The following is a 24239-nucleotide window of genomic DNA, read 5'->3' as shown; positions in this document are numbered from 1 at the left end:
ATTGCTGATTATTGTGATATCAGTATCTCGGAACACAGAGAACAAATGAGGAATGACTTTGTCCGGACGAGTAAAAATATATTGAAATGTATAATGATAGTAATGTATAATCTGCACGCTTTTTATTCAAATTGTATAAAAAGTCTGGTTAAATTTACCAGAGGTTTTTTGTTTATTACACACACCGGATATGAAAAAGGTAAATGTGGGGGTGCTGTTTACAGTTCACATTCCCGTTCGGTGGAGGAATAACCCCAAAAAGGAAATTTAAAAAATGGCTAAAGTTTCAATTAACGAAATGTTCGAAGCTGGTGTACATTTCGGTCACCAGACCCGCTACTGGAATCCTAAGATGAAGCAGTACATTTACGGTTCACGTAATGGTGTACATATCATCAACCTTGATAAGACTGAAGCTCTTTTCAACGATGCTTTAAACTTCATCAGCAAGAAGGCTGCAGACAAGGGTAAGGTATTATTCGTTGGTACCAAGCGTGCTGCCTCTGAACAGGTTAAGGAATTTGCTTCACAGTGTGGTCAGTTCTACGTTAACCATCGCTGGTTAGGTGGTATGCTCACCAACTGGAAGACTGTAAGACAGTCTATCAAGCGTCTTAAGGAACTCGAAACTCAGGCTACCGACGGTACTTTTGATAAGCTTACCAAGAAGGAAGCTCTTGAACGTACCCGTGATATGGCTAAGCTCGAAAAGAGCCTTGGTGGTATCAAGGATATGGGTGGTTTACCAGACGTTCTTTTCGTAATCGACGCTGAAGTTGAACACATTGCAATCAAGGAAGCTAACAAGCTTGGTATTCCTGTTGTTGCAGTTGTTGATACCAACTCAAACCCAGATCAGGTTAACTATGTAGTTCCTGGTAATGATGATGCTATCCGTGCTATCAACCTTTACCTCAGCGCTGTAGCTGCAACTGTTAACGAAGCTCGTGAAGCTGCTACTACCGCCAGTGCCAAGGAAGAAGCTGCTGAAGCTTAATCTGACACTTAACTCGTAAATTATGAGGAGAGCAGGCTCTCCTCATTTACTCAAGAATTTTAGGGAATATTAAAAGATGGCTAATATTACTGCTGCTCTCGTAAAGGAACTGCGTGAACGTACCGGCGCAGGCATGATGGATTGTAAGAAGGCATTGGTTGCTGCTGATGGTGACATCGAAAAGGCAATTGATGATATGCGTAAGAACGGTCAGGCCAAGGCTGCTAAGAAGGCCGGCCGCGTAACTGCTGAAGGTGTTATTGTATCAGCTTCTTCTGCAAACGGCGTATTCATTGCTGAAATCAACTGCGAAACCGACTTCGTAGCTAAGGATGCAAGCTTCAATGAATTCTGTAACAATGTTGTAGCTCTTGCTGCTGAAAACAATGTTACCGATGTTGCCGCTCTCAAGGCTTTAACTTACGCGAACGGTGAAACTGTTGAAGTTTTCTTAAACAATCTTATCGCTAAGATCGGTGAAAACATGTCAATTCGCCGTATTTCTGCAATCAAGGGCAGCAACGTTGGTTTATACATCCACGGCAACAAGCGTATTGGCGTTTTAGTTGACATGGAAGGTGGTGACAATGCTTTAGCAAATGATGTAGCAATGCACGTTTGCGGTCTTGCTCCACAGTATGTAAACCCTTCTGATGTTCCTGCTGAACAGGTTGAACATGAACGTCAGGTTCAGCTTGAAATCGCTATGAAAGAAAATGCTGAAGCTGCTAAGCCAAAGCCAGCTGAAATCGTTGAAAAGATTATCAATGGTCGTATGGCTAAGTATACCGGTGAAGTTTCTCTTACCACTCAGAACTTCGTTAAGGACGACAGCATCACCGTTGGTGACCTTCTTAAGAAGAACAACGCTGTTGTTAAGTCATTCGTTCGTATGGTAGTAGGCGAAGGTATTGAAAAGCAGGTTGTTGACTTTGCTACTGAAGTTGCTCAGCAGGTTGCTGCCGCTCAGAAGTAATTTTAACTTTTTATAAATTTGCTTCGTGAAAAGGACAGTCCGGATGGATTGTCCTTTTTTTGTGTCGTGTTCTATGGAAATACAAGGCTGTTTTTGCACGCATGCCGTGTTGAATATGGAAATTATGTCACGTGTATTCTATGGACTAAAAATACAAATATAGATTATAATTACTTGATTTTTATTAGTTGATACATTGAAGCGTGTACTTTTGTTGAAGAATATGAAAGCTGTCATGACTTCGATACGCATGCTGAGAGTTTGTCAGATCTCTGTACTAAGCATGCGGATTTAATTATACGGTAGTAATGAAATGAGTTCAGACGTAGCATATAAAAGAATTTTGTTAAAGCTTAGTGGTGAAGCCCTTGAAGGAAAAGAAGCTTTTGGTATCGATCCTGATGTTCTTCAGAGAATGTCTGAAGAAATCGGTGAGCTTGTGAAGGCAGGGGTACAGGTAGGACTTGTTATCGGTGGCGGTAATATCTTCAGAGGTGCAAAGCTTGCTGAATCAGGCATGAATCGAGTTGTCGGTGATCACATGGGTATGCTTGCAACCGTAATGAACGGTCTTGCAATGAGGGATTCTCTGGAAAGAAATTCCATAAAGACCACTTTGATGTCAGCAATGCCTATTCAGGGTATTACGACTCCTTATTCATGGATGGATGCGATTTCAAGACTGGAAAAGGGTGAGGTAGTAATTCTTTCAGCAGGCACCGGAAACCCTTTCTTTACCACTGACAGTGCCGCATGCCTTCGTGGTATTGAAATCCAGGCTGATGCAGTGATTAAGGGAACTAAAGTTGACGGTGTATACAGCGCAGACCCAATGAAGGATCCTGATGCAGTTCTTTATCATGAACTTTCATACAAGGAAGTTGTCGAAAAAGAATTGAAGGTAATGGATTTAAGTGCTTTCATTCTGGCCAGAGATCACAAGATGCCTATAATGGTGTTCAATATGAACAAGAAGGGTGCTCTGATAAAAGTTATCAGAGGTGAAGAAGAAGGTACTGTAATTAAGTAATTCAGATTTATCGGTCTTAGACCTTTTTTTTATTTGATGGCACTTCAGAGTGCGGAGTAAAGATATGATTAAAGAAATCCAAAAAGAAACTAGCGACAAGATGAACAAGGCTGTGGAAGCTTTAAAGTCAAGCCTTGCAAAGATTCGTACAGGTCGTGCCCAGCCTGCAATTTTAGACAGCGTTATGGTTGACTACTATGGCTCAGCAACTCCTTTACGTCAGGTTGCTCAGGTTAATGTTGAAGATGCCCGTACCCTGGTTGTAAACGTATTTGACAAGGGTTCCATTTCAGCAGTTGAAAAGGGAATTATGAACAGCGGTTTAGGTTTGAATCCTGTTACTGCAGGTACCAGTATCCGTGTTCCTCTTCCTCCTTTAACTGAAGAGCGTCGTAAGGATCTTATCAAGGTTGTTCGTGCTGATGTTGAACAGAGCAAGGTTCAGATTCGTAATTTACGTCGTGATGCCAACAACGAAGTTAAGGCATTACTCAAGGATAAGGAAATTTCTGAAGATGATGAACGTAAGTCACAGGATGAAATTCAGAAGCTGACTGATTCATTCATCAAGAAGGCTGATGTTCTTTTAGCTGAAAAAGAAAAGGAGCTGATGGAAATTTAATTTCCGTTCCGTTTATGAGTGAAATAGCAGACTTCCAGCAATTAAATAAACAGAGAGTTCCATCTCATGTTGCCATTATTATGGATGGCAACGGCAGATGGGCGAAAGATCGCGGGCAGCCACGAATCTTTGGTCATAAGGCAGGTGTTGAATCTGTAAGAAAATCTGTTTCCTATGCCTGCCAGAACGGAATAAAGGTACTGACTCTTTTTGCCTTTTCCTCTGAAAACTGGAGAAGGCCTAAAGATGAAGTGTCCGGTCTGATGGATCTGTTTGCCTGGGCCTTATCCAATGAGGTGAAGAAACTTCATAAAAATCAGGTTAAGCTGAAGGTGATTGGGGATCGGGATGTTTTTTCTGATAGCTTCAGGAAGAGAATTGACGAGGCAGAAAAACTTACCGAAAACAACAGTGGTCTGCTATTGAACATCGCCGTTAATTACGGTGGCAGATGGGATATCGTTAATGCAGTAAAAAAGATTCTAAACGATGCTGCAACGGATATTCTGAACATAAAAGACTTTAATGAAAGTATGATTTCAGAGCATCTTGAGGTTTCTCAGGATGTGGATCTTCTGATACGTACAGGCGGGGAAAAGCGTATCAGTAATTTTCTTCTGTGGCAGCTCGCGTACAGTGAAATTTACGTCTCCGACATTTTATGGCCTGATTTTAATGAAGATGTTTTTCAGAAGGCGGTGAATTATTTTGCTTCAAGAGAAAGACGCTTCGGCTGTACCGGCGAACAGATTAGGGGTGAAAAGCAGTAGAGATACTGATTAATGATTCCGGCTGTAGTCTGTTTACAGACTGAGCATGTAACAGAGTCTGACCGTATTTTTACACATTACTGTCGGTTATGTACGGATTTGCAAACTCTGTTTTAAGAATTATCAGCCAGAAATATATTACTGCTCATTTGATATTACAACAGTTTGTTTCGGGGTAGGTAGACACACGTTATCTGTTCCGGAGCATGGGACGGTAGTGGTTCAAGAATTTTTTTAGGTTTAAATAATGAAACAGAGAATTATCACAGGCTTAATTTTAATTGTTCTTGCCTCATTGTGGCTGACAACTCCGTACCCTCAGTTTTTTCTGGCAGGACTGCTTTTAATTGTTTTTATCGGGGCTTTTGAATATTCTCAGTTTATTTTCAGAGGTGAAATAAACGATGAACATTTGCTGAAATCACCCTCTGAGTACATAAAAAAGAACGGCTGGAAGCCAGTGCTGCAAAGACTGCTGTATTCATCAGTGGTAATTTTCAGTGGTACTCTGCTGGTTACGGCAGCTACTGAAAAAAGTAATCTGGATTACATATTGCTGGATGATACCAGACTGCATCTGCTTTTCTCTGAAGGAAGCAACATCCTGGTCATGTGGGTATTTATACTAAGTGCTGTGTGGTGGATTCTTTCTGCTTTTCTGGTGCTTCGTTATCCTAAAAACAGTGGAATTGTCAGTTCAAAAATTTTTAAGATTCTTGCCGGATTTATATATTTCATTCCGTTCTTCATGGCCGCCGGAATTCTTCGTTTTCAAAGTTTTGTGACCGATTCTTCAATAGGGGCGGTATCAATTCTTTCAGTGATGGTTCTAGTATGGGCAGCAGATTCCGGCGCATATTTTGTCGGAAAGGCATGTGGCAAACACAAGATGAGTCCGCACGTCAGTCCGAACAAGACTTTTGAGGGACTTGCCGGCGGGGTGGTTCTTGCTCTGATTATTTTTGCCGTTCTTGCATATTTCGGCTGTTACGGAAAGGCTTTCCAGATGAATATGTTTGCACTGACAGTTGCGTCAGTGGTTACTGTTGTATTTTCAGTTATAGGTGATTTATGGGAAAGTCTTTTAAAAAGAGAAAGCGGTATTAAAGATTCCGGTTTCATTTTCCCGGGACACGGAGGCATGCTGGATCGAATTGATTCGCTTCTTGCAGCTCTTCCGGTATTTTTAATCACATTTGCTGCGTTGGATCGAATTTTAGGATAATTGTTATGAAGAAGATTACTATTTTAGGAGCTACCGGCTCTATTGGCAGAAGTACAATTGACGTAATCAGAAGAAATCCTGATTTATACAGTCTCTACGCAGCAACAGGAAATAAGAATTACTCCGTGATGACTTCAATCATCAGGGAATTTTCTCCGAGCGTTGTAGTTATGACGGACAGAACCGCCTACGAAAAGCTTAAGGAACTGGTGCAGACCGAACATCGCAGGACAGAGATCCTGTTTGGTGCAGAAAATCTCAATACCGTGGCTGCAAGTGAAGAATATGACGGTTTAATGTCAGCCATTGTTGGTGCTGCCGGTCTGAAGCCTACACTTTCAGCAATTACTCAGGGAAAAACAGTTTATCTGGCAAACAAGGAATCACTCGTGATGAGTGGTCATATTTTTATTGATGCTGCAAGACGTTTCAAATCTAGAATTATTCCTGTTGACAGCGAACACAGTGCCATTTTCCAGTGCCTGCCTGAAAAGGAACAGCAGCGTATCGGCAGATGCGAACTTAAGGAAGCAGGAATCAGAAATATTATTCTGACAGGTTCAGGCGGACCGTTCAGAGATCGTGATGTTTCAACACTTGATGCCGTTACTCCCGCCGAGGCAGTGAGTCACCCTAACTGGAGTATGGGAAAGAAGATAAGTGTAGACAGTGCAACAATGATGAATAAAGGTCTTGAATTCATTGAGGCTAAATGGCTGTTTAATGCTTCACCGGATGATATCAGGGTTGTTGTGCATCCTGAATCTGTAATTCATTCAATGGTTCAGTATGTAGATGGTTCTGTTCTTGCTCAGATGGGCAAACCGGACATGCGTACTCCTATTGCCAGAGCCCTGGCTTATCCGCAGCGTATTAACGGCGGTGTCGGAGAACTGGATTTCTTTACGGTAGGTTCGCTTACTTTCAGAGAGCCTGATTTTGTGAAATATCCTTGTCTTAAGCTTGCTATAGATGCCTGTGCCACTTCTCAGGCAATGACTACTGCCGTAAATGCGGCCAATGAAGTTGCGGTTTACGCATTCCTTGATAACAAGATAAAGTTTACTGACATTTATAAGGTTTGTGCCAAGGTGGCTTCACAGTTTGCCTGCGTAAATGCACCTGATCTGGAGTCTATTCTTGAGGTTGATACTCAGGCCAGAGCCAGAGCATTCAGTGAACTGTCTGTTCTTTAGGAGTAACCGTGGCTGTTTTATCCAGTATCTTTTATTTTGTTATCGCTCTTGCGGTACTTATAGCAATTCATGAGGCCGGTCATTTTATTGTGGCCAGAATGTGCGGTGTTTATGTGGAACGTTTTGCTCTGGGGTTCGGTCCGCGCATCTGTTCTTTCAGAGACAGATTAGGAACAGAATATGCGTTGTGCGCCATACCGTTAGGCGGTTACGTTAAAATGTACGGTGAGGATTCAAGTGATTCCGGAAAAAAGGAAATGCAGAAGCTTGAAACCCTGCCTCAGTACAAGGGAAGGGCTTTCTGTGAAAAGAAGGTGTGGCAGAAATTTCTGATCGTTTTTGCGGGACCTTTCTGTAACATAGTTCTTGCCTGGTTTCTCTATACATTCAATTTTATGTATGGAGTTCCGGATCTCAAACCGGCAGTGGAAATTACGGATGTGAACGGGGTAGCTGCCAAAGCGGGATTTAAAGATGACGATCTTATTGTCTCAGTCGGAGGGGTTCATGTAGCCGATTGGGAAGAAGCTTTATATGAGCTGATAAGTCATGTTAAAGAAGATGTTGTTGTCGGTGTTCGTGGTGAACTTGGAAAAGGCGAACTCAGGGAAATTACATTAAATCTTTCAGATTGGGAGATCGATCCTCGTAAAACCGATCTCCTGAGTCAGATAGGTCTTAATTCACTGAAAAGTAGAGTATTGAGTGTCGTTGCGCTGGTTCAGAAGGATTCAGCTGCTGAGAAGGCGGGCTTATTGGCAGACGATACGATTATTGCATACAACGGTAAGGAATACTCCAGATGGAGTGATTTCTCTCAGACAATCCGTGATAATCCCGGAAAGCCTGTTTTGCTGACTATAGAGAGAAAGGGAGTGGAACAGAAGCTTACACTGATTCCTGAATCAAAAAATATCGACGGTAAGGTGACGGGTTTTGCAGGTATTTCTCCCAAAATGGCCGAAGCTATAGACGAGATTTATTTTGAAAGAAAGTACTCATTTGATGAATCAGTTGCAAAAGGCGTTGTCAAAACCTATCGAATGGGGATTGTAACTTTACAGATTATAAAGAAGTTTATTACAGGTGATATTTCAGTCAAGAATGTCTCAGGTCCTATAGGAATAGCTAAGGGGGCTGGTTTGACTGCAAGTCTCGGGCTTGTGTACTACCTTAATTTTATGGCTCTGGTCAGTGTGAATTTGGGTTTGCTGAATTTAATGCCGGTACCGGTGCTGGATGGCGGCCATCTGTTCTTTTATGTAGTTGAGATCATCAGGGGGAAACCATTGAGTCAGGCCGTAATGGGGAAACTTCTGTTTGTGGGTATGGTTCTTCTGTTTGCATTGATGTTAATGGCCGTGTTTAATGATTTATACTACGGTTTGTAGCTGATTGAATAAAAAGTTTATAGAAAAATGTTTAATTCGTTTTTAAAACGTGGTTTGTTGGCTGTGTGTATTGCCAATGCCCTGTGTTTCTGCAATTCTGCTTCTGCCGGTGCTGACGGTTCCGAGCCGGTGATGCAGATTACCGATATCAAGGTTAAAGGTTTATATCGCGTTACTAAAGGTGCCGTGCTTCTGGCTATGCCTATACAGGTAGGGGATGTTGTAACCAAGGACGATATATCAGTATCACTTAAAAAGATTTACGCGACTCATAACTTTGATTCCGTTGATGCGTATATTAACGAAAACGGCGTGCTGACAATTGATGTTAAGGAACGTCCAACAATCGTGAATCTGACTTTTGCTGGTAATGATGCAATTAAGACAGACCAGATTACCGAAATAATTAATTCACAGGGTGTTAAGGTCGGTGAAACTCTCAACGTAATAAAGCTTAAGGAGCTGGAAGCATCTCTTGAAGATTATTACCACAGCATGGGGCGTTATCAGGCGAAGGTGAATACCATTCTTGTTTATCTTCCGCGTAACCGTGTTGACGTTAAGTTTAATTTTGTTGAAGGTGTTAATGCCAAGATAGAACAGATAAACATTGTCGGAAACAAGGTTTTCCCTGAAGAAAAGCTGATCGGACAGTTTGAACTGAGAGATTCCGTGCCATGGTGGAATTTTATCGCCAGCAGAAACTTTTACAGCCAGAGATTTAACGGAGATCTGGAAACTCTTCGTTCGTATTACATGAACCGCGGTTATGTTCGTTTTAATGTCGAATCAACCCGTGTTGAAGTGACACCTGATCGTAAAGGTGTATACGTAAGTATTGCTGTAAAGGAAGGCGAACAGTACAAGTTAAACGATTTCCATATAATCGGTGAGACCTATGGTCATGCCGAAGAAATGCAGCGCATTGTTCCTTTGGAAAAAGGTGATATCTACAATGCTGCTCAGGTTTCTCATGCTGAAGAAATACTTGCTAACTACATGGGTAAGTTCGGTTATGCCTATACCAAGGTAAAAGCCATAACTGATATTGATGACGATAACCGTATTGTTAATATCAACTTCCACGTGGAACCGGGCAGACGTATATATGTTACCAATGTAAGGATTGTTGGAAACAGCATTACCACGGATGAGGTTATCCGTCGTGAGATAAGACAGATGGATGGAACATGGCTGTCAAATGAAGCCATAAACGTTTCCAAGACGCGTCTTAATCAGCTTGGTTTCTTTGAATCTGTTGAAGTTGAGCCAAAGAAGACCGGAATGGACCCTGACAGTGTTGAGCTGGTTACAACCATAAAGGAAAGGCCGACCGGATCCATAAAGGCTGGTGTTGGTTTCGGTACAGAAACAGGTTTGACCCTGAATGGTGAAATTTCTCAGGATAACTTCCTTGGTTATGGCGGTAAGGCATCCCTGGGAATTAATACCAATAAGTATGACCGAAAGATTGAACTGACTTACAATGAGCCGTATTTTACTATCGACGGTGTGTCTCTCGGTGAAAACATCTTCTATGAAAAATTCAAGGCCGGCGACGCAAACCTGGTTGACTATACAAACATCCGTTGGGGCGGCGGATTCAATATCGGTTATCCTCTGGATGAAAATAATTTTATCAAGTACGGCTTCAGTTATATAAACAACAAGCTGTCTCAGACCAATTCATTTGTGCAGATTCAGAAATTCTGGGATATGTATTCAGATGACGACAGCAGTTCAAACAGTATAGTGTTTCAGAACTATGTCGGCAGCGTAACTTATGTCAGAAACTATCTTGACCGCGGGGTGTTCCCGACAGAAGGCAATAAGCAGTGGTCAAACGTATCCGTGGCCGTGCCGGGATCTGACACGCAGTACTATAAGCTGACCGCTGATACCACTCATTTCTGGCCTATAGACAAGGATCATGATTATGTGATTAATTTCAGGGCCATGGCGGGGTATGGTAACGGTTACGGTACCAAGCGCGGTTTTGACCAGGTGCTGCCGTTCTTCGAGAACTTCTATCTCGGCGGTGATGAATGGATGAGGGGCTTTAAGTATAACTCCATCGGCCCCAGAGCTCTTTATGACTATTCACTGCTTGGTAATAACGGTGTAATCGCCACCCGTGATGTTGTTGGCGGTAATGCAGTCGTTGCGGGAAGTCTCCAGCTCGTTGTTCCTACTCCTTTCACTTCTGAAGGATATGATACAAAGCTGAGAACAACACTGTTTGTGGATGCCGGTACTCTCTGGGATACTACTTTTGATGATTCCTACTTGAAGCAGTGTCTGGGTAACTGCGATTATCTTTACGATTATTCAGATCCTAACAATATAAGAGTTTCCTATGGCGTAAGCCTTGTATGGATGTCTCCGATGGGACCTATCGGTTTTACTATTGCTGAACCAATCAAGAAGAAGACCGGTGATCGTACGGAATTCTTCAGCTTTACTCTTGGCAGAACATTCTGATGAGAAACGAAGAACCTGCATGGAAAATCATGCAGGTTTTTCCGAAAAACATCAGTTTTTTACATGTGAAAGGAATTATTTTGCATTTATATTATCTAACATTGTGTTAATGCATGATGGAGTAATATTAGGCAACCAACATGCTAATATCTCAATTTTTAAAGTTTTACCTTTTATAATTTGTTTTTTTAGAATATCTTAATAGGTTGTTTATTTTGATTAAGATTATTATGTAGGAGTGATTATGTTAAAGTCATTATCTTCTTTAGCTATCGGTGTTTCTCTTGTTTTAGGTACAGCGGCTTTCTCTGAAGCCTATGCTGACACCAAGGTTGCAACTGTAAGTGTTCCTTATGTTTACAGCAAGATTCCTCAGTCTAAGGCAGCAGAAGATAAGGTGAACAAGGCTACAGCTTCAAAGGCTAAGGCTCTTGATAAGCTTCAGAGTGACGGCGCCGCTTTACAGAAGGCTTTAGGTAACAATGATCTTTCTCCTGAAGACAGAGCAAAGAAGCAGCGTGAACTTCAGTTAATTGAAACTGAACTTCAGGTTAAGTACAGCGAATTACGTGAAGAACAGCAGAAGTTAATGTTCAAGGAAAAGACTGAGATTGATAAGAAGATTCAGGCTGCAATCGACTCAGTTGCAAAGCAGAACAATGTTGACGTGGTGATTCGTGCTGAAAGCCTTCTTTACATCTCCAGTGATTCAATCGATCTTTCTGAAAAGGTTGTTGAAAGCGTAAGCAAGGCTAAGTAATCATTTGAATATATTACTGATATTGGTTTAAGCGGTATAATCGAGGTATTTATACATATGAAAATTTCTGAAATTGCCGAATCATTAGGTGGCAGAGTTGTTGGCGATGGAAATCATGAAGTCTTCAAAGTGGCTAACTTAGCCACTGCACAGAGCAATGAGATCAGTTTTCTGTCTGATGACAAAATGCGTAAATACCTCTCTGAAACCAAGGCAGGTGCAGTTATTGTAAAGGCTGATATGGTGGATGAGGTTTCCTCTCACAATTACATTGTTGTGGATGTTCCGTACGTTGCTTTTGCCAAGGTTGCTCAGATTTTTGATACTACACCCAGAAGTGCAACCGGTATTCATCCAAGTGCCGTGATTGATCCTACAGCCGTGCTCGAGGAGAACGTGTCAGTAGGCGCCAATGCGGTAATTGAAGCAGGTGCGCATATCGGAGAAGGGGCTCAGATCGGCCCTAACTGTTTTGTAGGTAAAAATACCATCATCGGTAAGAATACCAAATTATGGGCAAACGTAAGTATTTATCATAACTGTGTTATCGGAGATCGCTGTCTGTTTCAGTCAGGCGCGGTAATCGGTTCTGACGGATTCGGGTATGCCAATGAACGTGGCCGCTGGGTGAAAATTCCTCAGGTGGGTCGTGTCGTGATTGGTAATGACGTTGAAATCGGAGCTTCCACTACAGTCGATCGTGGTGCAATAGATGACACAGTGATTGAAGATAATGTTATAATAGACAATCAAGTGCAGGTTGCACATAATGATAAGATTGGCTATGGAACCGCAATTGCAGGTGCCACTGTTATTGCAGGTAGCGTAAGTATTGGTAAGTACTGCATAATCGGCGGTACTTCAGTATTTAACGGCCATATTTCTGTTTGCGACGGCGTACAGATTCTGGGTCAGGTAGGATCCAATATCAAGAAGCCGGGTAAATACGAATCCTATCTGCCTGTTCAGGATGCTTCAACATGGGCCAGAACCCAGGTTCGTATGTATCAGATCGAAAAGATTTACAAGCGTCTGGTAGGTGTAGAAAAGAAGCTGGCAGAAATTACAGATAACCAAGGTAAGGAATAAAGAATTGAGCACTATACAGAAAGAATTAGATATTCAACAGATTTTGAATCTTTTGCCACATCGTTATCCATTTCTTTTGGTGGACAGAGTTCTTGAATATTGCACAGAAGGTGAACACAAGACCCTCAAGGCTATCAAGAACGTGTCTTTTAACGAACCTTTCTTTCAGGGACATTTCCCAGGAAAGCCAGTTCTGCCAGGTGTTTTAATTCTTGAAGCCATGGCTCAGGCAACTGGTATTCTCGCTTTTACTATGGTAGGCAAGCCTGAATCAGACGAACTCTATTATTTTGCTTCAATCGATAACGCTCGTTTCAAGAGACCTGTTGTTCCTGGAGATCAGCTGGTTCTTGAAGTTGAATATCTTAAGGAAAGACGCGGTATTGCAAAGTTTACCGGTGTAGCATCAGTTGACGGCGAAGTTGTCTGCTCTGCTGATTTAATGTGTGCTAAGCGTAAAGGCTAATTTTTCTGTTAAGGCAGGTAGCTATGATTGATAAAAGTGCGGTTATACATTCCACTGCCATTGTCAGTGATGATGCTGTGATCGGACCGGGAGTTACGGTTGGCCCGTGGACCATTATCGGTTCAGAGGTAGAGATTGGTGAAGGAACTTCCATTGCTTCTCATTGCGTTGTTAAAGGACCGGTCAAGATTGGTAAGCGCAATAAAATATTTCAGTTTGCTACTATAGGTGAAGACTGTCAGGATAAGAAGTACGCTGGTGAAAGGACTTTTCTGGAAATCGGTGATGACAATGTTATCAGAGAACATTGTACATTCCATCGCGGTACAGTTCAGGACAACTGTCTGACCAAGGTCGGCAGTCGAAATCTGTTTATGGTTAATGTTCACGTCGCTCACGACTGTGTGGTCGGGGATGACTGTATTTTTGCCAACAATGCTACTTTAGCAGGTCATGTGCATATTGGTAACTGGGTTATTTTCGGCGGTCTTGCCGCTATTCACCAGTTCGGTCGTGTAGGTGATCATGCGTTTATTGCCGGCATGGCTGCTTTAAATCAGGACGTTCCTCCTTTTGTTATGGCTGCCGGTCACTATGCAAAACCTTTCGGTATCAACAAAGAGGGGTTACGCCGTCGTGGTTTCAGCAATGAAGCCATTTCTACAATCAGACACGCATACATGATTGTGTACAAGGAAAGCAAGACGGTTGATGAAGCCATCACCAAGCTTGCGCCATTGTGTGAACAGGAACCTTCAGTTCAGCTTTTGGTAGATTTTCTGAAAGAAAGCACCCGTGGTATTTGTCGATAAAATGGAAAACAGCTCTTCGTTTGATAATCAGCATTTCTATGCTGTGGCAGCCTGTGAGTCTTCAGGTGATACTTTGGGTGAAGGGCTGATACGTTCCATTCGTAAAAAAGATCCTCTTGCCCGTTTTATCGGAGTATTCGGTCCAAAAATGAAAAAAGCAGCCGGAAGTAATTCCGTGCAGCTTTTTGATATGGAAGAACTTGCGGTAATGGGGATCGGTGAGGTGCTTCGTTCTTTACCAAGAATTCTTAAAATCAGGCGAAATCTGATCTCATCATTAAAGAGAATCAAACCGCTGGTTTATATCGGTATTGACGCTCCTGATTTCAATCTTCACGTTGAATTAAAACTAAAACAGAGCGGAATACCTACGGTTCATTACGTAAGTCCTTCCATATGGGCCTGGCGTCAGAATCGTATATACAAGATAAAGGCAGCTACTGACATGGTGCTGTCCATACTTCCGTTTGAAAAGGATTTTTACGACAGATTTGATGCACCATGCACATATGTCGGTCACAGACTTGCAAAAGAAATCCCTATGAATGTTCCAATGAACGCCGCCAGACTTGCTCTTAACTTTTCTGATGAAGCAATGAAGAGTAATCAGGTGGTCGGAATTCTTCCGGGAAGCCGTGTGGCTGAAATAAAGTTTCTGACCCCTGAGTTTGCCGAGGCGGCCTATGAACTGCAGAGAAAGTATCCTGTAATGCGTTTTGTCAGTGCCGCAACAACCAGAGAGAAGGCAGAGCTCATTTCAAAAATATGGCAGAAGCATGCCCCGAATATTCCCTTAACCATATGGGTTGGGCGCTCAAAGGAAGTCATGTGTGCTTCTAATGCCCTGATAATTGCTTCAGGAACGGCTACACTTGAAGCAATGCTTCTTAATAAGAGCATGGTTGTCTGTTATATAGTGAGCAACATTACCGCCATGATAGGCAAGCATCTGCTCAAGGTTAACATGTTTTCCCTGCCTAATCTGTTAAGCGGAAGAAGGATAGTTCCTGAACTGATTCAGGATGACTGTACTCCGGATAATATCAGTGAAGAAATCAACAAGATATTCACCAGTGACAACCGTCATATCTTTATGGAGTTTAACCGGCTTCACAAGCTTCTCTGCATGGATTCTGATTCCATAGCCGCTGATGCCGTATTAAAGGTTATCTCCGACAGGAAAGTGTCATTGTCTGATAATAAGCAGGCATAATCAGTTTTTATATCTTTATTTTCTATCGGAAAGCGCAGATCGGTTTTTCTCTGTCAATAATGAGATACAGGAATGTTTTCCGGCAGTTGTCGTAAAAATACCTGTAGGTACAGTACCGATAATATGTGATTAAAAACAGCATGTGAACAGTACGGAAATAATCAGGCTGATGTTTTATTTCTGCCGTAGATGTTATCCACATGGCTGTGAAAATCTTTTTTTGCCCTCAATGTCTGAAATTTTTTATAATGGACAGATATTCTGTTAATTATATATGCTTGGTGAATCGTCATGTCAAAAGTGGAACTGACTCCTTTTGTTTATCCTCTGTCAGGTGAAAATATTATATATGCCGGTACTGATGAGGCCGGCAGGGGGCCTCTGGTCGGCAATGTTGTGGCCGGTGCCGTAATACTTGATCCGGACAATCCGATAGAAGGGCTTGCTGATTCCAAGAAGCTGTCCGAGAAAAAGAGAGATGCCTTATTTGACGTGATTATGGAAAAGGCCCTGGCTGTTGGAGTGGGAATAGCTACACCGGCGGAAATAGATGAATTTAATATACTGTGGGCTTCAATGCTGGCAATGGAAAGAGCTGTAGAGGCTTTAAAGATAGTACCTGATATGGTTCTTGTTGACGGTAATAAGATACCAAAACATCTGATGATGCCTGCCAAGGCTGTGGTCAAGGGGGATATGCTGGTTAAGGAAATAAGTGCCGCATCCATAATTGCCAAGGTTACACGTGATCGTGAACTTGATGAACTTGATAAACTCTATCCGGAATATGGTTTTGCCTCACATAAAGGCTATCCGACGGCTCAGCATCTTAATGCCATAAATGAATTCGGGATAATAGACGGACTTTACAGAACAACGTACAAGCCGGTTAAAGAAATACTATCAAGATCATAAGATAAAAATAACAGGTATTGTTTTTATCTTAATTAGGGTAAAATCTTTGTTCACGCTTGTATTTTTTGATTAGCAGCAATGGAATTTGAGCGGACTGTTGATGAAACATGATCCGATAAAAGCCCGAAAACAGCAACGTTTCAATATCTGTGTTTCGGTCGCCAGGTTATTGAGGACTAAAAATGTCAGATAACAAATTTGTTCACTTATACGTGCATACAGACTATTCAATGTGTGACGGCTTAATGGATGTGAAGAAGGTCGTCAGCAATGCAAAGTCTCTGGGGATGGAAGCCGTATCGATAACTGATTTCATGAATCAGTGCAATGCCGTAAAACTCTATGAATGCGGCATGGGGCAGGGGGTAAAACCGATATTCGGTATTGAGCTTAACGTATATGACGATACCAAGAAAAACGCGGCTGAGCATACCTTTTTCAGAATCAAGCTTTATGCAATAAACCTTACTGGATACAGAAATATCGTAGATCTGCAGTCATACGGTTATCAGCAGGGGGCTCTGGATCATGTGTTCAGAGTAAATCTGAGCTGGTTAAAGGATTACAGTGACGGTGTAATCATGCTGACCGGAGGGCTGAACGGAGATCTGGCAAAATTCCTGCTTTCAGGAAGACAGGATCTGTTTGAGCAGAGACTTAAATATTATCGGGAATGTTATCCGAACAGACTTTATTTTGAAATTTCCCGTTGCGGCAGACCTCAGGAAGAAGAATATATTGCCCTGGCTCTTAAAAAATCCGTGGAAGAAAATATACCGGTCGTGGCAACGAATCCGGTGATGTTTGCCAAAAAAGAGGACTTTGAAATACATCGTGTAAGAGTGGCCATTCAGGACAAGGTTACCATTCATGATGAAAAGTGGGTTCATCCGTACACAGATCAGATGTACATGCGCTCCCCAGAGGAAATGATAGAACTTTTCAGTGATATTCCCGAAGCTATAGAGAATACATGGCAGATAGCCAGACGCTGTAATGTGGAATTATCTCTTGGTACCAATTACCTGCCTAAATTCCCTACAGGTGATCTCACTGACGCGGAATATCTTCGCAAAGAAGCTTATGAAGGCCTTGAAGAACGACTGGCTGTTATTTTCCCTGATGAGGAGGAAAGGAACAAGAACAGGCCGAGATATCTTGAACGTCTTGAAATCGAACTTGACGTAATTATAAAGATGGACTTCCCTGGTTACTTCCTCATAGTGATGGACTTTATTCAGTGGTCCAAAAAGAATAATATTCCTGTAGGCCCTGGACGTGGTTCCGGTGCCGGTTCACTGGTTGCCTATGCCATAAAGATTACGGATTTTGACCCTCTTCCTTACGATTTGCTCTTCGAAAGATTTCTTAATCCTGAACGTGTATCCATGCCTGACTTCGACGTTGACTTCTGTATGGATAACCGAGGTGAAGTAATCAAGTATGTGGCTTCAAAATACGGCAGAACTTCCGTATCCCAGATTATTACCTTCGGTACTCTGGCTGCCAAGGCTTCCGTCAAGAGTGTATGCAGAGTTCTGGGGAAGAGCTACAGTTTCGGGGACAATCTGTCTAAACTCATTCTGTCCAAGCCTGACGTAACTCTGAAGGCAACACTGGGGCTGGATCCGAAAAAAGAGGAATACCGTATTCAGGAATTTGTTGATAAGTATGAAAATGATGAGGAATATCATTACATTATTGACATAGCTCTGAAACTTGAAGGTATAACCACTTCCCACGGTAAGCATGCCGGCGGTGTGGTAATATCTCCTACCGTTATTACCGACTTTGCCCCTCTGATGTGTGATGAGGAAGGCGGTGACTTTAAAACCCAGTTCGATAAGCATGACGTTGAAGAAGCAGGTCTGGTTAAGTTCGACTTCCTCGGTCTGCGTACCCTGACGGTTATTCACTGGGCTGTTGATATGATTAATGCGCGACTTGCTAAAAACAATCAGCCTCCGGTAAACATTAACCGCATAGACCTCAAGGATGAGCTTTCTTTTGAACTTCTGCGTTCTGCTGAGACAACAGCGGTGTTCCAGCTTGAATCCAACGGTATGCGGGAACTGATAAAGAAAATGCAGCCTGACTGTTTTGAAGATATGATTGCTCTTGTTGCATTGTATCGTCCAGGTCCGCTGGGCAGCGGTATGGTGGATAACTTCGTTGACCGTAAGAGAGGCAATGAACCTATAGCTTATCCTCATCCTGATTTCCAGCATGAAGATCTGAAGCCGGTTCTGGGACCTACGTACGGTATTATCGTGTATCAGGAACAGGTTATGCAGATCGCTCAGGTGCTGGCCGGATATTCTCTGGGCGGTGCGGATATTCTTCGAAGAGCCATGGGTAAGAAGCAGCCTGAAGTTATGGCCAAGCACCGTATAACCTATTCTGAAGGTGTGCAGAAGAAGGGCATAATATCTGTAGACAAGGCAATGAAGATATTCGATCAGGTGGAAAAGTTCGCGATGTACGGATTTAATAAATCCCACTCTGCAGCTTATGCTCTGGTTACTCTTCAGACTCTCTGGCTTAAGGCGCATTACCCTGCTGAATTCATGGCTGCAATGATGTCTTCAGAAAAGACCAATGCGGAAAAAATTGAAGTTTTTGTCAATGAATGCCGTCGCCTGAAAATCAAGGTGGATCCTCCCGATATCAATGAAGGTCAGACTTCTTTCATAGTGAATGATGAAGGTCATATAGTATTCAGTCTGAGTGCGGTAAAGGGGGTTGGAGATTTTCCGGTTGAGGCTATTATGAAGGAGCGTTCAAACGGTCCGTTTGTAAGTCTGTTTGATCTGTGCAGGCGTGTTGATAACCGTAATCTTTCCAAACGAGTGCTGGAGGCTCTTATTAAAGCCGGGGCTTTGGATAAGATAGGTCCCAACAAGAGTCCAAAGGACAGAAGTACTCTGCTTAAGACCGTGGATCTTGCATTGAATCTGTGTAACTCTACTTCCAAGGAAAAACAGGGCGGGTACATTGACATGTTCGCTGACGTGGCAGATGAATTCAAGGATCCTGATTATCAGTTTACCAAGCCTTTTTCCGATAAGGAACTTCTGCAGGGTGAGGTGGAGTATCTCGGACTCTATCTGACTATCGATCCGCTGTCCCGTTACCTTGATGAGATTGATTATCTGCAGGTCAGCAAGATCGGAACGCTTGTTCCTTCATATGGCGGTTATGCATCCGACAGACCTACCGCAACTGTTGCAGGCATTCTGATAGAGGTTAAGCGCAGTGTTACTTCGAAAGGAGATCACCTGATGAGCGGAGTTATCATGGATAACACCGGCAGAATGGTATTTACCCTGTGGCGTGATCAGATTGCCCGTTTTGAGGACAAGCTGGAACTGAACACCCTGGTTATTGTTACCGGAAAGATCGGTTATGATGATCGAGAGAACATGAAGAAAATATTCATCGACAAGGTGGAAAATATCACCACTGCACGTCAGAGATCCGCAAAGTCTCTCAGGGTATATATGGATACTGAACAGCTTAAGGATCAGAAGATTGCCGGCAGGATTAGGGAGATAGCAGAGGGGCAGGGAGGAAATACCAGACTAGAGCTTGCAATAGACAATGATCGTTCATTTATGATTATTCCTACTCAGTACTATGTAATACCGAGTGATTCCATCATAGATTCACTGGAATATTATGTGAAAAACAGAGTGGAAATTATTTACGATTAGCCTGTCGGGGCGGATAACCTGTTACCCGCTTACAGTGTTTGTTTGAGTTTGATTGCATTGTGGTATTAATTTGTCGAAATTAAGGGATATTTGGTTTAAAATACTAAAACTTTAAAGATGTTGTTCTAGGAGCTCCCCGGTTTTGTGACTTCGGGGAAGGATTGACAACAAAACAAAAGGTAGGAAAAGGACTATCCGAGCCTGTTTACGGAAATTCCGTGAATAAAAGCCTGTTACATCATGCAAGACGCGGGGAAGCCTGCTCATCGGCAGCTGAAACAGGAAGCTTGTGACATATGTTGTTACGGGCGGTTCATCGAAAGGTTGCTGGAAGTTTGGTATACTTTTTTGAAACAAGAAGTGGATAAAAGATTTTCAGTCCCGAACTTCAGAATCATTAAATAACACAGTGTTTATTTTGCCTGCGGCACAGGTGTTGTGTGTTATGGTAATAGGAACCTGTCGTGCATGGCTGGAAAGCTTTTATGCGGACCGTACTAAAAATGACTGACAGGTCAGATTGTTTTGCTGTGTAATGTTGTATTCTTAATCTGTTATGTCAGACATAACGGATGCAGATGTTGTTCAGAATATGCGGGATGGCGGTACAGCCGGTTTTTTCTGAACAAAATCTTAAATTCTCGTCAGGAATGAGGTGTTACTTATTATGAATATGGATTATCTTGATTTTGAACAGCCTATTGCTGAGATCCTGGCTCATATTGAAGAGCTTAAGAAAGTCAGTACCAATATCGGCGATAGTCTTGATTTTAGTGATCAGATTGAATCTATGAAAAAGAAGCAGGAAGAATTGACCACCAAGATTTTTTCAAATCTCGGTGCATGGCAGATTTCCCAGCTTTCACGTCATCCCTTAAGACCATATACCCTTGATTATATTGAAAACATCTTTACTGATTTTGAAGAATTTCACGGTGATCGTGCCTATGCTGATGATAATGCCATTGTCGGTGGCATTGCTCGCCTTGACGGTGAATCAGTAATGGTTATCGGTCATCAGAAGGGTAGAGATGTTCAGCAGCGTACTTTAAGAAATTTCGGCATGCCAAGACCTGAAGGTTATCGCAAGGCTCTGCGTTTAATGCAGACTGCTGAAAGATTCAAGCTGCCTATCATCACCTTTATTGACACACCGGGTGCATATCCGGGAGTTGGTGCTGAAGAACGCGGTCAGGCTGAAGCCATTGCCAGAAATCTTAAGGTAATGAGTTCTCTTCGTGTACCTATTATCTGTACAGTAATCGGTGAAGGCGGCTCAGGCGGTGCACTGGCTATCGGTGTCGGTGATCGCGTGAATATGCTTCAGTATTCAACCTATTCCGTAATTTCACCTGAAGGCTGCGCTTCAATTCTCTGGAAGAGTGCCGACAAGGCTTCAACAGCCGCTGAAGCAATGAACATTACCGCTACCGCATTAAAGGAACTTAACCTGATTGACAATATTATTGAGGAACCTTTAGGCGGAGCTCACAGAGATTACAAGACCATGTCTGAAAATCTCAAGCTCAGACTTCTGATGGATCTCAATCAGTTAAAGATGCAGTCTGAAGATCAGCTTCTTGAAAATCGTTATAAGAAGCTTATGGCGTTCGGTTACTGCTAAAAGACATGGAAAGGCATTGCTGTAAGATGTCTTTGTAAAAGATATAAGAAACCTTAATGACAACATTAAGGTTTTTTTATTATTATCTGCATAAGAACTGTATAACTGATAAGGTAGAGGCGGCCTTTATGACGGAAGATAAGAAGGATGTAACCTGTTCAATAGCTGAAAAGATTGATTTTACTCCTTACAGAAATTTAAACTGGGTTATAGCTCTGAGCGGCGGGGCGGATTCCAGAATGCTTCTCGAACTTGCTTCGCTTAACAGACATCTGTCGTCAGGCATTATGGCTGTATATGTTCATCATCATTTACAGAAAGTTGCTGATGACTGGGCTGTTTTCTGTCAAAAGGAATGTGCCGGTCTGGGCGTGGAATTTCATGTTGAGCATGTTACCGTGGAAAAAACCGGTTCCATAGAGGCAAATGCCAGAGCAGCGAGATACAGGGCACTGGCAAAATACATTTCCGCGGATAACTGCGTACTGTTTACCGCTCATCATGCAGATGATCTGCTGGAAACCATGATTATGGCTCTTAACAGGGGGTGCGGCCTGCCCGGAATGAGCGCAATTCCGTCTTCTCAGCCGTTTGCTTCAGGTATGCTCGCGAGACCAATGCTTGCTGTCAGCCGCAGTGAAGTTGAGGAATTCTGTCACGGAAGGGGGCTTGATTACGTCACTGATCCTACAAACTCCAGTATCAAATATGACAGAAATTATCTCAGGCATGAGGTTGTTCCCGTTCTTAAGAAGAGATTTCCTCAGATTCTGACGGGGGCCAGAAGAGTTTCGGAAAATCTCTGCGATGATCTTATGCTGCTGGATGACCTGCTTAATGAAAAGGTGTCTGCTTATGTGGAAAAATCTCTTTATTCCGGGATTACACTAAACCTCGGTTCCCTTGCAGATATAACAGGTGATTTGTCTGAGAAATACCAGAGTGCGTTTATCCGTTTTTTTCTGCGTCATTATCATAATTTAAGCGTATCCAGAAAACAGCTTGCTGAAATAATGAAGTTCAGAACAAGTAATGATGCTAAAGCCAGACTGATGATTGATAATATGACTGTCGGACTTTATCGCGGGTATCTTGTGGTAAGTCCTGATACTTCTGAACTGAGTGAAGCCGGTGAGATTATAGTTGAGTCAGGAAAATCTGTCTGTCTGGGACATTTCCGTATAAGCCTGCAGCCGGAAACAGATGAAGTACAGACTGCAGCTTCGGGTAACATGGCCTTTCATTCCGTTGGCTCCGTCTTAAAAGAACAGTTTTACATGCATGTGGCAGAGAAAGAATTAAGACTCTGTTTTAATCCTAAATCTTCTTTAAGGCTGAAGCCGGAGAGCCGAAATCACAGTCAGATATTAAAGCAGTTGTGGAAAGAGTACGGCGTCCCTCTTGGTGTGAGATGCCTTCATCCGGTAGTTTTTGATTCAATGAACAATCCTCTGGCCGTGTTCGGAGTTTTTAAAACAGCAGATGAAAGTGCTCATGAAAATAATAAAGAATATCGTAAAGTCACGCTGACCGTTGAATTTATGGATAAGGAAATGTAAGGCAAAAAAAACGGTCATCAATACGCTTTATTTGATGACCGAAAACACGGAATGAAAAACAAAGAAAATGATAAACATTATATCTTCGTTTCGCAGGTATAATTTTAGACGATGGCTTAAGTAAAAAGTTCCACAATTTATCTAAAATTTTAGGTTAGTATAAACTAAATATGTTCAGTTGTTCTATGAAATCTCTGTTTAATGCAGTGAAAATTGTTATAGAAGTCTAAAATTCGATAAAAATTCATTGTAGATAAACCTGTGATTAACCTGTTTATATTTGGAGGATAATTTGGGTCCGTCTCCAGATATCACCTAAACAGTCTGTTTTACCTGTGAATTATCGGCAGCTATTCTTATTTTATAAGAACTTTTCCGGATAAAATGAAAAAACTCGCTTTAGAATTAAGGTTAAAGCGAGTTAAGAAAGATATTATTATGAAGGAGAGCCTCTCAGCTCTATTATGTTAGAGAGAGTAGTTTAAAAAAAGTTCAATAAATTTAAAAAAATAAAACCGACACATGGAATGTGCCGGTTTTACGTAATGTTTGTATCAGTAGGATACTTCAGATATTAAGCGATAGCCTTGATCTGAGCACTTAAACGAGACTTATGACGAGCAGCCTTGTTCTTGTGGATTAAACCATTGCTAGCAGCACGGTCAAGAAGAACCTGAGCATTGTTGAATGCTTCTTTTGCTTCATCCTTCTTACCAGCAGCAATTAAAGCTACAACCTTCTTTACTGCAGTACGCATAGCTGAACGCTGAGCAACATTCTGAACACGATTTCTTTCTGAAACAATTACACGCTTCTTAGCAGACTTGATATTTGCCAAAGTAAACTCCTAAAAATTCTTCAATATAAAGATAAACTTAACAATACTTTTAAGGTTTATCGTTCAATTTATCAGTGTTAATCTTTAAACACACAAACCATTCAATTCTGATTGGTTTTCAGATGCACGCAATTATAATTGTCTTTGTCTGAAAAAACAACAGATAAAAGTCTCTATTACGCTTAGACATAATTAGCCGGTTATGTCACAGACTGTAATGTGGTTTGTCCCTGTTTATGGATAGCTTTACGGCACAAAGAGACACTTCCCGGAATTTAGGATTTCATGCGTATTGCAATCAAACTAGGTTTGGACAATAAACTGTGCGGATTATATCAAAAGCATGCCGGATTGTCATGTTTTTTGATGTATTTATTTAAATCTCGGCCGGGCACTGTGCAAAGGCGGTACATACTGAGCGTAACCGTCATATTTTCATTATTATCCAAAAAGCGTAACTGTGCGGAATCAGTATTATGTTTGAGAATGAGGGAGATAGATATTATAATCTGCAGCATTATGTCCGGACGGTGAGATTGTCTTTTCGGTTATGATACACTGA

19 protein-coding genes are annotated in these 24239 nt (G+C 42.0%); 18 read left to right on the top strand and 1 reads right to left on the bottom strand.

What is annotated here, in order from left to right; genetic code table 11:
- The first annotated feature begins 274 nt into the window (after positions 1 to 274).
- From rpsB to tilS, 18 genes are all read left to right on the top strand, one after another.
- Complete coding sequence (gene rpsB, locus T489_RS0104070; RefSeq protein WP_031578774.1) at positions 275 to 997, top strand: 30S ribosomal protein S2; 723 nt, start codon at positions 275 to 277, stop codon at positions 995 to 997.
- A gap of 76 nt (positions 998 to 1073) precedes the next feature.
- Positions 1074 to 1973: a translation elongation factor Ts gene (tsf, locus tag T489_RS0104065; protein WP_031578773.1), complete on the top strand. Its 900-nt coding sequence runs from the start codon at positions 1074 to 1076 to the stop codon at positions 1971 to 1973.
- A gap of 313 nt (positions 1974 to 2286) precedes the next feature.
- Complete coding sequence (gene pyrH, locus T489_RS0104060; protein ID WP_031578772.1) at positions 2287 to 3003, top strand: UMP kinase; 717 nt, start codon at positions 2287 to 2289, stop codon at positions 3001 to 3003.
- Positions 3004 to 3067: 64 nt separating this feature from the next.
- Entirely contained in the window at positions 3068 to 3625 is a 558-nt protein-coding gene (gene frr, locus T489_RS0104055) for a ribosome recycling factor (RefSeq protein ID WP_031578771.1), read from the top strand.
- Between the two features lie 14 nt (positions 3626 to 3639).
- Positions 3640 to 4395 carry an isoprenyl transferase gene (locus T489_RS0104050; RefSeq protein WP_037318661.1) on the top strand — a complete coding sequence of 252 codons (756 nt, stop codon included), beginning with the start codon at positions 3640 to 3642 and terminating at the stop codon, positions 4393 to 4395.
- 247 nt (positions 4396 to 4642) lie between these two features.
- A complete protein-coding gene (locus T489_RS13450; RefSeq protein ID WP_037318658.1) occupies positions 4643 to 5620 on the top strand; it encodes a phosphatidate cytidylyltransferase in 978 nt (325 codons plus the stop codon).
- A gap of 5 nt (positions 5621 to 5625) precedes the next feature.
- Positions 5626 to 6816, top strand: coding sequence for a 1-deoxy-D-xylulose-5-phosphate reductoisomerase (ispC, locus tag T489_RS0104040; RefSeq protein WP_031578768.1), 1191 nt, complete (start codon positions 5626 to 5628; stop codon positions 6814 to 6816).
- Positions 6817 to 6824: 8 nt separating this feature from the next.
- Entirely contained in the window at positions 6825 to 8207 is a 1383-nt protein-coding gene (gene rseP / locus T489_RS0104035; RefSeq protein ID WP_031578767.1) for an RIP metalloprotease RseP, read from the top strand.
- A 27-nt stretch (positions 8208 to 8234) separates the two neighbouring features.
- A complete protein-coding gene (gene bamA, locus T489_RS0104030) occupies positions 8235 to 10688 on the top strand; it encodes an outer membrane protein assembly factor BamA (RefSeq protein ID WP_031578766.1) in 2454 nt (817 codons plus the stop codon).
- A 244-nt stretch (positions 10689 to 10932) separates the two neighbouring features.
- Positions 10933 to 11448, top strand: a complete 516-nt coding sequence (locus T489_RS0104025; RefSeq protein WP_031578764.1) for an OmpH/Skp family outer membrane protein — start codon at positions 10933 to 10935, stop codon at positions 11446 to 11448.
- Between the two features lie 57 nt (positions 11449 to 11505).
- The gene (gene lpxD / locus T489_RS0104020) at positions 11506 to 12537 is read left to right on the top strand and encodes a UDP-3-O-(3-hydroxymyristoyl)glucosamine N-acyltransferase (protein WP_031578763.1); all 1032 of its coding nucleotides are present in this window, start codon (positions 11506 to 11508) and stop codon (positions 12535 to 12537) included.
- 13 nt (positions 12538 to 12550) lie between these two features.
- The gene (gene fabZ, locus T489_RS0104015; protein ID WP_369791969.1) at positions 12551 to 13003 is read left to right on the top strand and encodes a 3-hydroxyacyl-ACP dehydratase FabZ; all 453 of its coding nucleotides are present in this window, start codon (positions 12551 to 12553) and stop codon (positions 13001 to 13003) included.
- Positions 13004 to 13026: 23 nt separating this feature from the next.
- On the top strand, positions 13027 to 13815 hold the full coding sequence (gene lpxA / locus T489_RS0104010) for an acyl-ACP--UDP-N-acetylglucosamine O-acyltransferase (RefSeq protein WP_031578761.1): 789 nt from the start codon (positions 13027 to 13029) through the stop codon (positions 13813 to 13815).
- A complete protein-coding gene (gene lpxB, locus T489_RS0104005; RefSeq protein ID WP_232218280.1) occupies positions 13799 to 15028 on the top strand; it encodes a lipid-A-disaccharide synthase in 1230 nt (409 codons plus the stop codon). The genes lpxA and lpxB overlap by 17 nt, the downstream gene beginning before the upstream one ends.
- A 291-nt stretch (positions 15029 to 15319) precedes the next feature.
- Positions 15320 to 15943, top strand: a complete 624-nt coding sequence (gene rnhB, locus T489_RS0104000; RefSeq protein WP_031578759.1) for a ribonuclease HII — start codon at positions 15320 to 15322, stop codon at positions 15941 to 15943.
- Between the two features lie 182 nt (positions 15944 to 16125).
- Positions 16126 to 19656: a DNA polymerase III subunit alpha gene (gene dnaE / locus T489_RS0103995; RefSeq protein ID WP_031578758.1), complete on the top strand. Its 3531-nt coding sequence runs from the start codon at positions 16126 to 16128 to the stop codon at positions 19654 to 19656.
- 667 nt (positions 19657 to 20323) lie between these two features.
- Entirely contained in the window at positions 20324 to 21280 is a 957-nt protein-coding gene (gene accA / locus T489_RS0103985; protein WP_031578757.1) for an acetyl-CoA carboxylase carboxyl transferase subunit alpha, read from the top strand.
- A 128-nt stretch (positions 21281 to 21408) separates the two neighbouring features.
- On the top strand, positions 21409 to 22839 hold the full coding sequence (tilS, locus tag T489_RS0103980) for a tRNA lysidine(34) synthetase TilS (RefSeq protein ID WP_177178484.1): 1431 nt from the start codon (positions 21409 to 21411) through the stop codon (positions 22837 to 22839).
- Between the two features lie 574 nt (positions 22840 to 23413).
- Here the strand turns inward: tilS and rpsT are convergent.
- Positions 23414 to 23677 carry a 30S ribosomal protein S20 gene (gene rpsT, locus T489_RS0103975; protein WP_031578754.1) on the bottom strand — a complete coding sequence of 88 codons (264 nt, stop codon included), beginning with the start codon at positions 23675 to 23677 and terminating at the stop codon, positions 23414 to 23416.
- Between the last annotated feature and the right edge of the window lie 562 nt (positions 23678 to 24239).

The organism is Ruminobacter sp. RM87, assembly GCF_000701925.1.
Classification (GTDB): Bacteria; Pseudomonadota; Gammaproteobacteria; order Enterobacterales; family Succinivibrionaceae; genus Ruminobacter; species Ruminobacter amylophilus.
Note: the sequence above shows the minus strand (reverse complement) of the source record. Positions and strands in the feature narration are given on the sequence as shown.

Bases quoted from the DNA above. Each gene is read 5' to 3' on its own strand.
- rpsB (WP_031578774.1), top strand. From the start codon at position 275: ATGGCTAAAGTTTCAATTAACGAAATGTTCGAAGCTGGTGTACATTTC.
- tsf (WP_031578773.1), top strand. From the start codon at position 1,074: ATGGCTAATATTACTGCTGCTCTCGTAAAGGAACTGCGTGAACGTACC.
- pyrH (WP_031578772.1), top strand. From the start codon at position 2,287: ATGAGTTCAGACGTAGCATATAAAAGAATTTTGTTAAAGCTTAGTGGT.
- frr (WP_031578771.1), top strand. From the start codon at position 3,068: ATGATTAAAGAAATCCAAAAAGAAACTAGCGACAAGATGAACAAGGCT.
- T489_RS0104050 (WP_037318661.1), top strand. From the start codon at position 3,640: ATGAGTGAAATAGCAGACTTCCAGCAATTAAATAAACAGAGAGTTCCA.
- T489_RS13450 (WP_037318658.1), top strand. From the start codon at position 4,643: ATGAAACAGAGAATTATCACAGGCTTAATTTTAATTGTTCTTGCCTCA.
- ispC (WP_031578768.1), top strand. From the start codon at position 5,626: ATGAAGAAGATTACTATTTTAGGAGCTACCGGCTCTATTGGCAGAAGT.
- bamA (WP_031578766.1), top strand. From the start codon at position 8,235: ATGTTTAATTCGTTTTTAAAACGTGGTTTGTTGGCTGTGTGTATTGCC.
- T489_RS0104025 (WP_031578764.1), top strand. From the start codon at position 10,933: ATGTTAAAGTCATTATCTTCTTTAGCTATCGGTGTTTCTCTTGTTTTA.
- lpxD (WP_031578763.1), top strand. From the start codon at position 11,506: ATGAAAATTTCTGAAATTGCCGAATCATTAGGTGGCAGAGTTGTTGGC.
- lpxA (WP_031578761.1), top strand. From the start codon at position 13,027: ATGATTGATAAAAGTGCGGTTATACATTCCACTGCCATTGTCAGTGAT.
- rnhB (WP_031578759.1), top strand. From the start codon at position 15,320: ATGTCAAAAGTGGAACTGACTCCTTTTGTTTATCCTCTGTCAGGTGAA.
- dnaE (WP_031578758.1), top strand. From the start codon at position 16,126: ATGTCAGATAACAAATTTGTTCACTTATACGTGCATACAGACTATTCA.
- accA (WP_031578757.1), top strand. From the start codon at position 20,324: ATGAATATGGATTATCTTGATTTTGAACAGCCTATTGCTGAGATCCTG.
- tilS (WP_177178484.1), top strand. From the start codon at position 21,409: ATGACGGAAGATAAGAAGGATGTAACCTGTTCAATAGCTGAAAAGATT.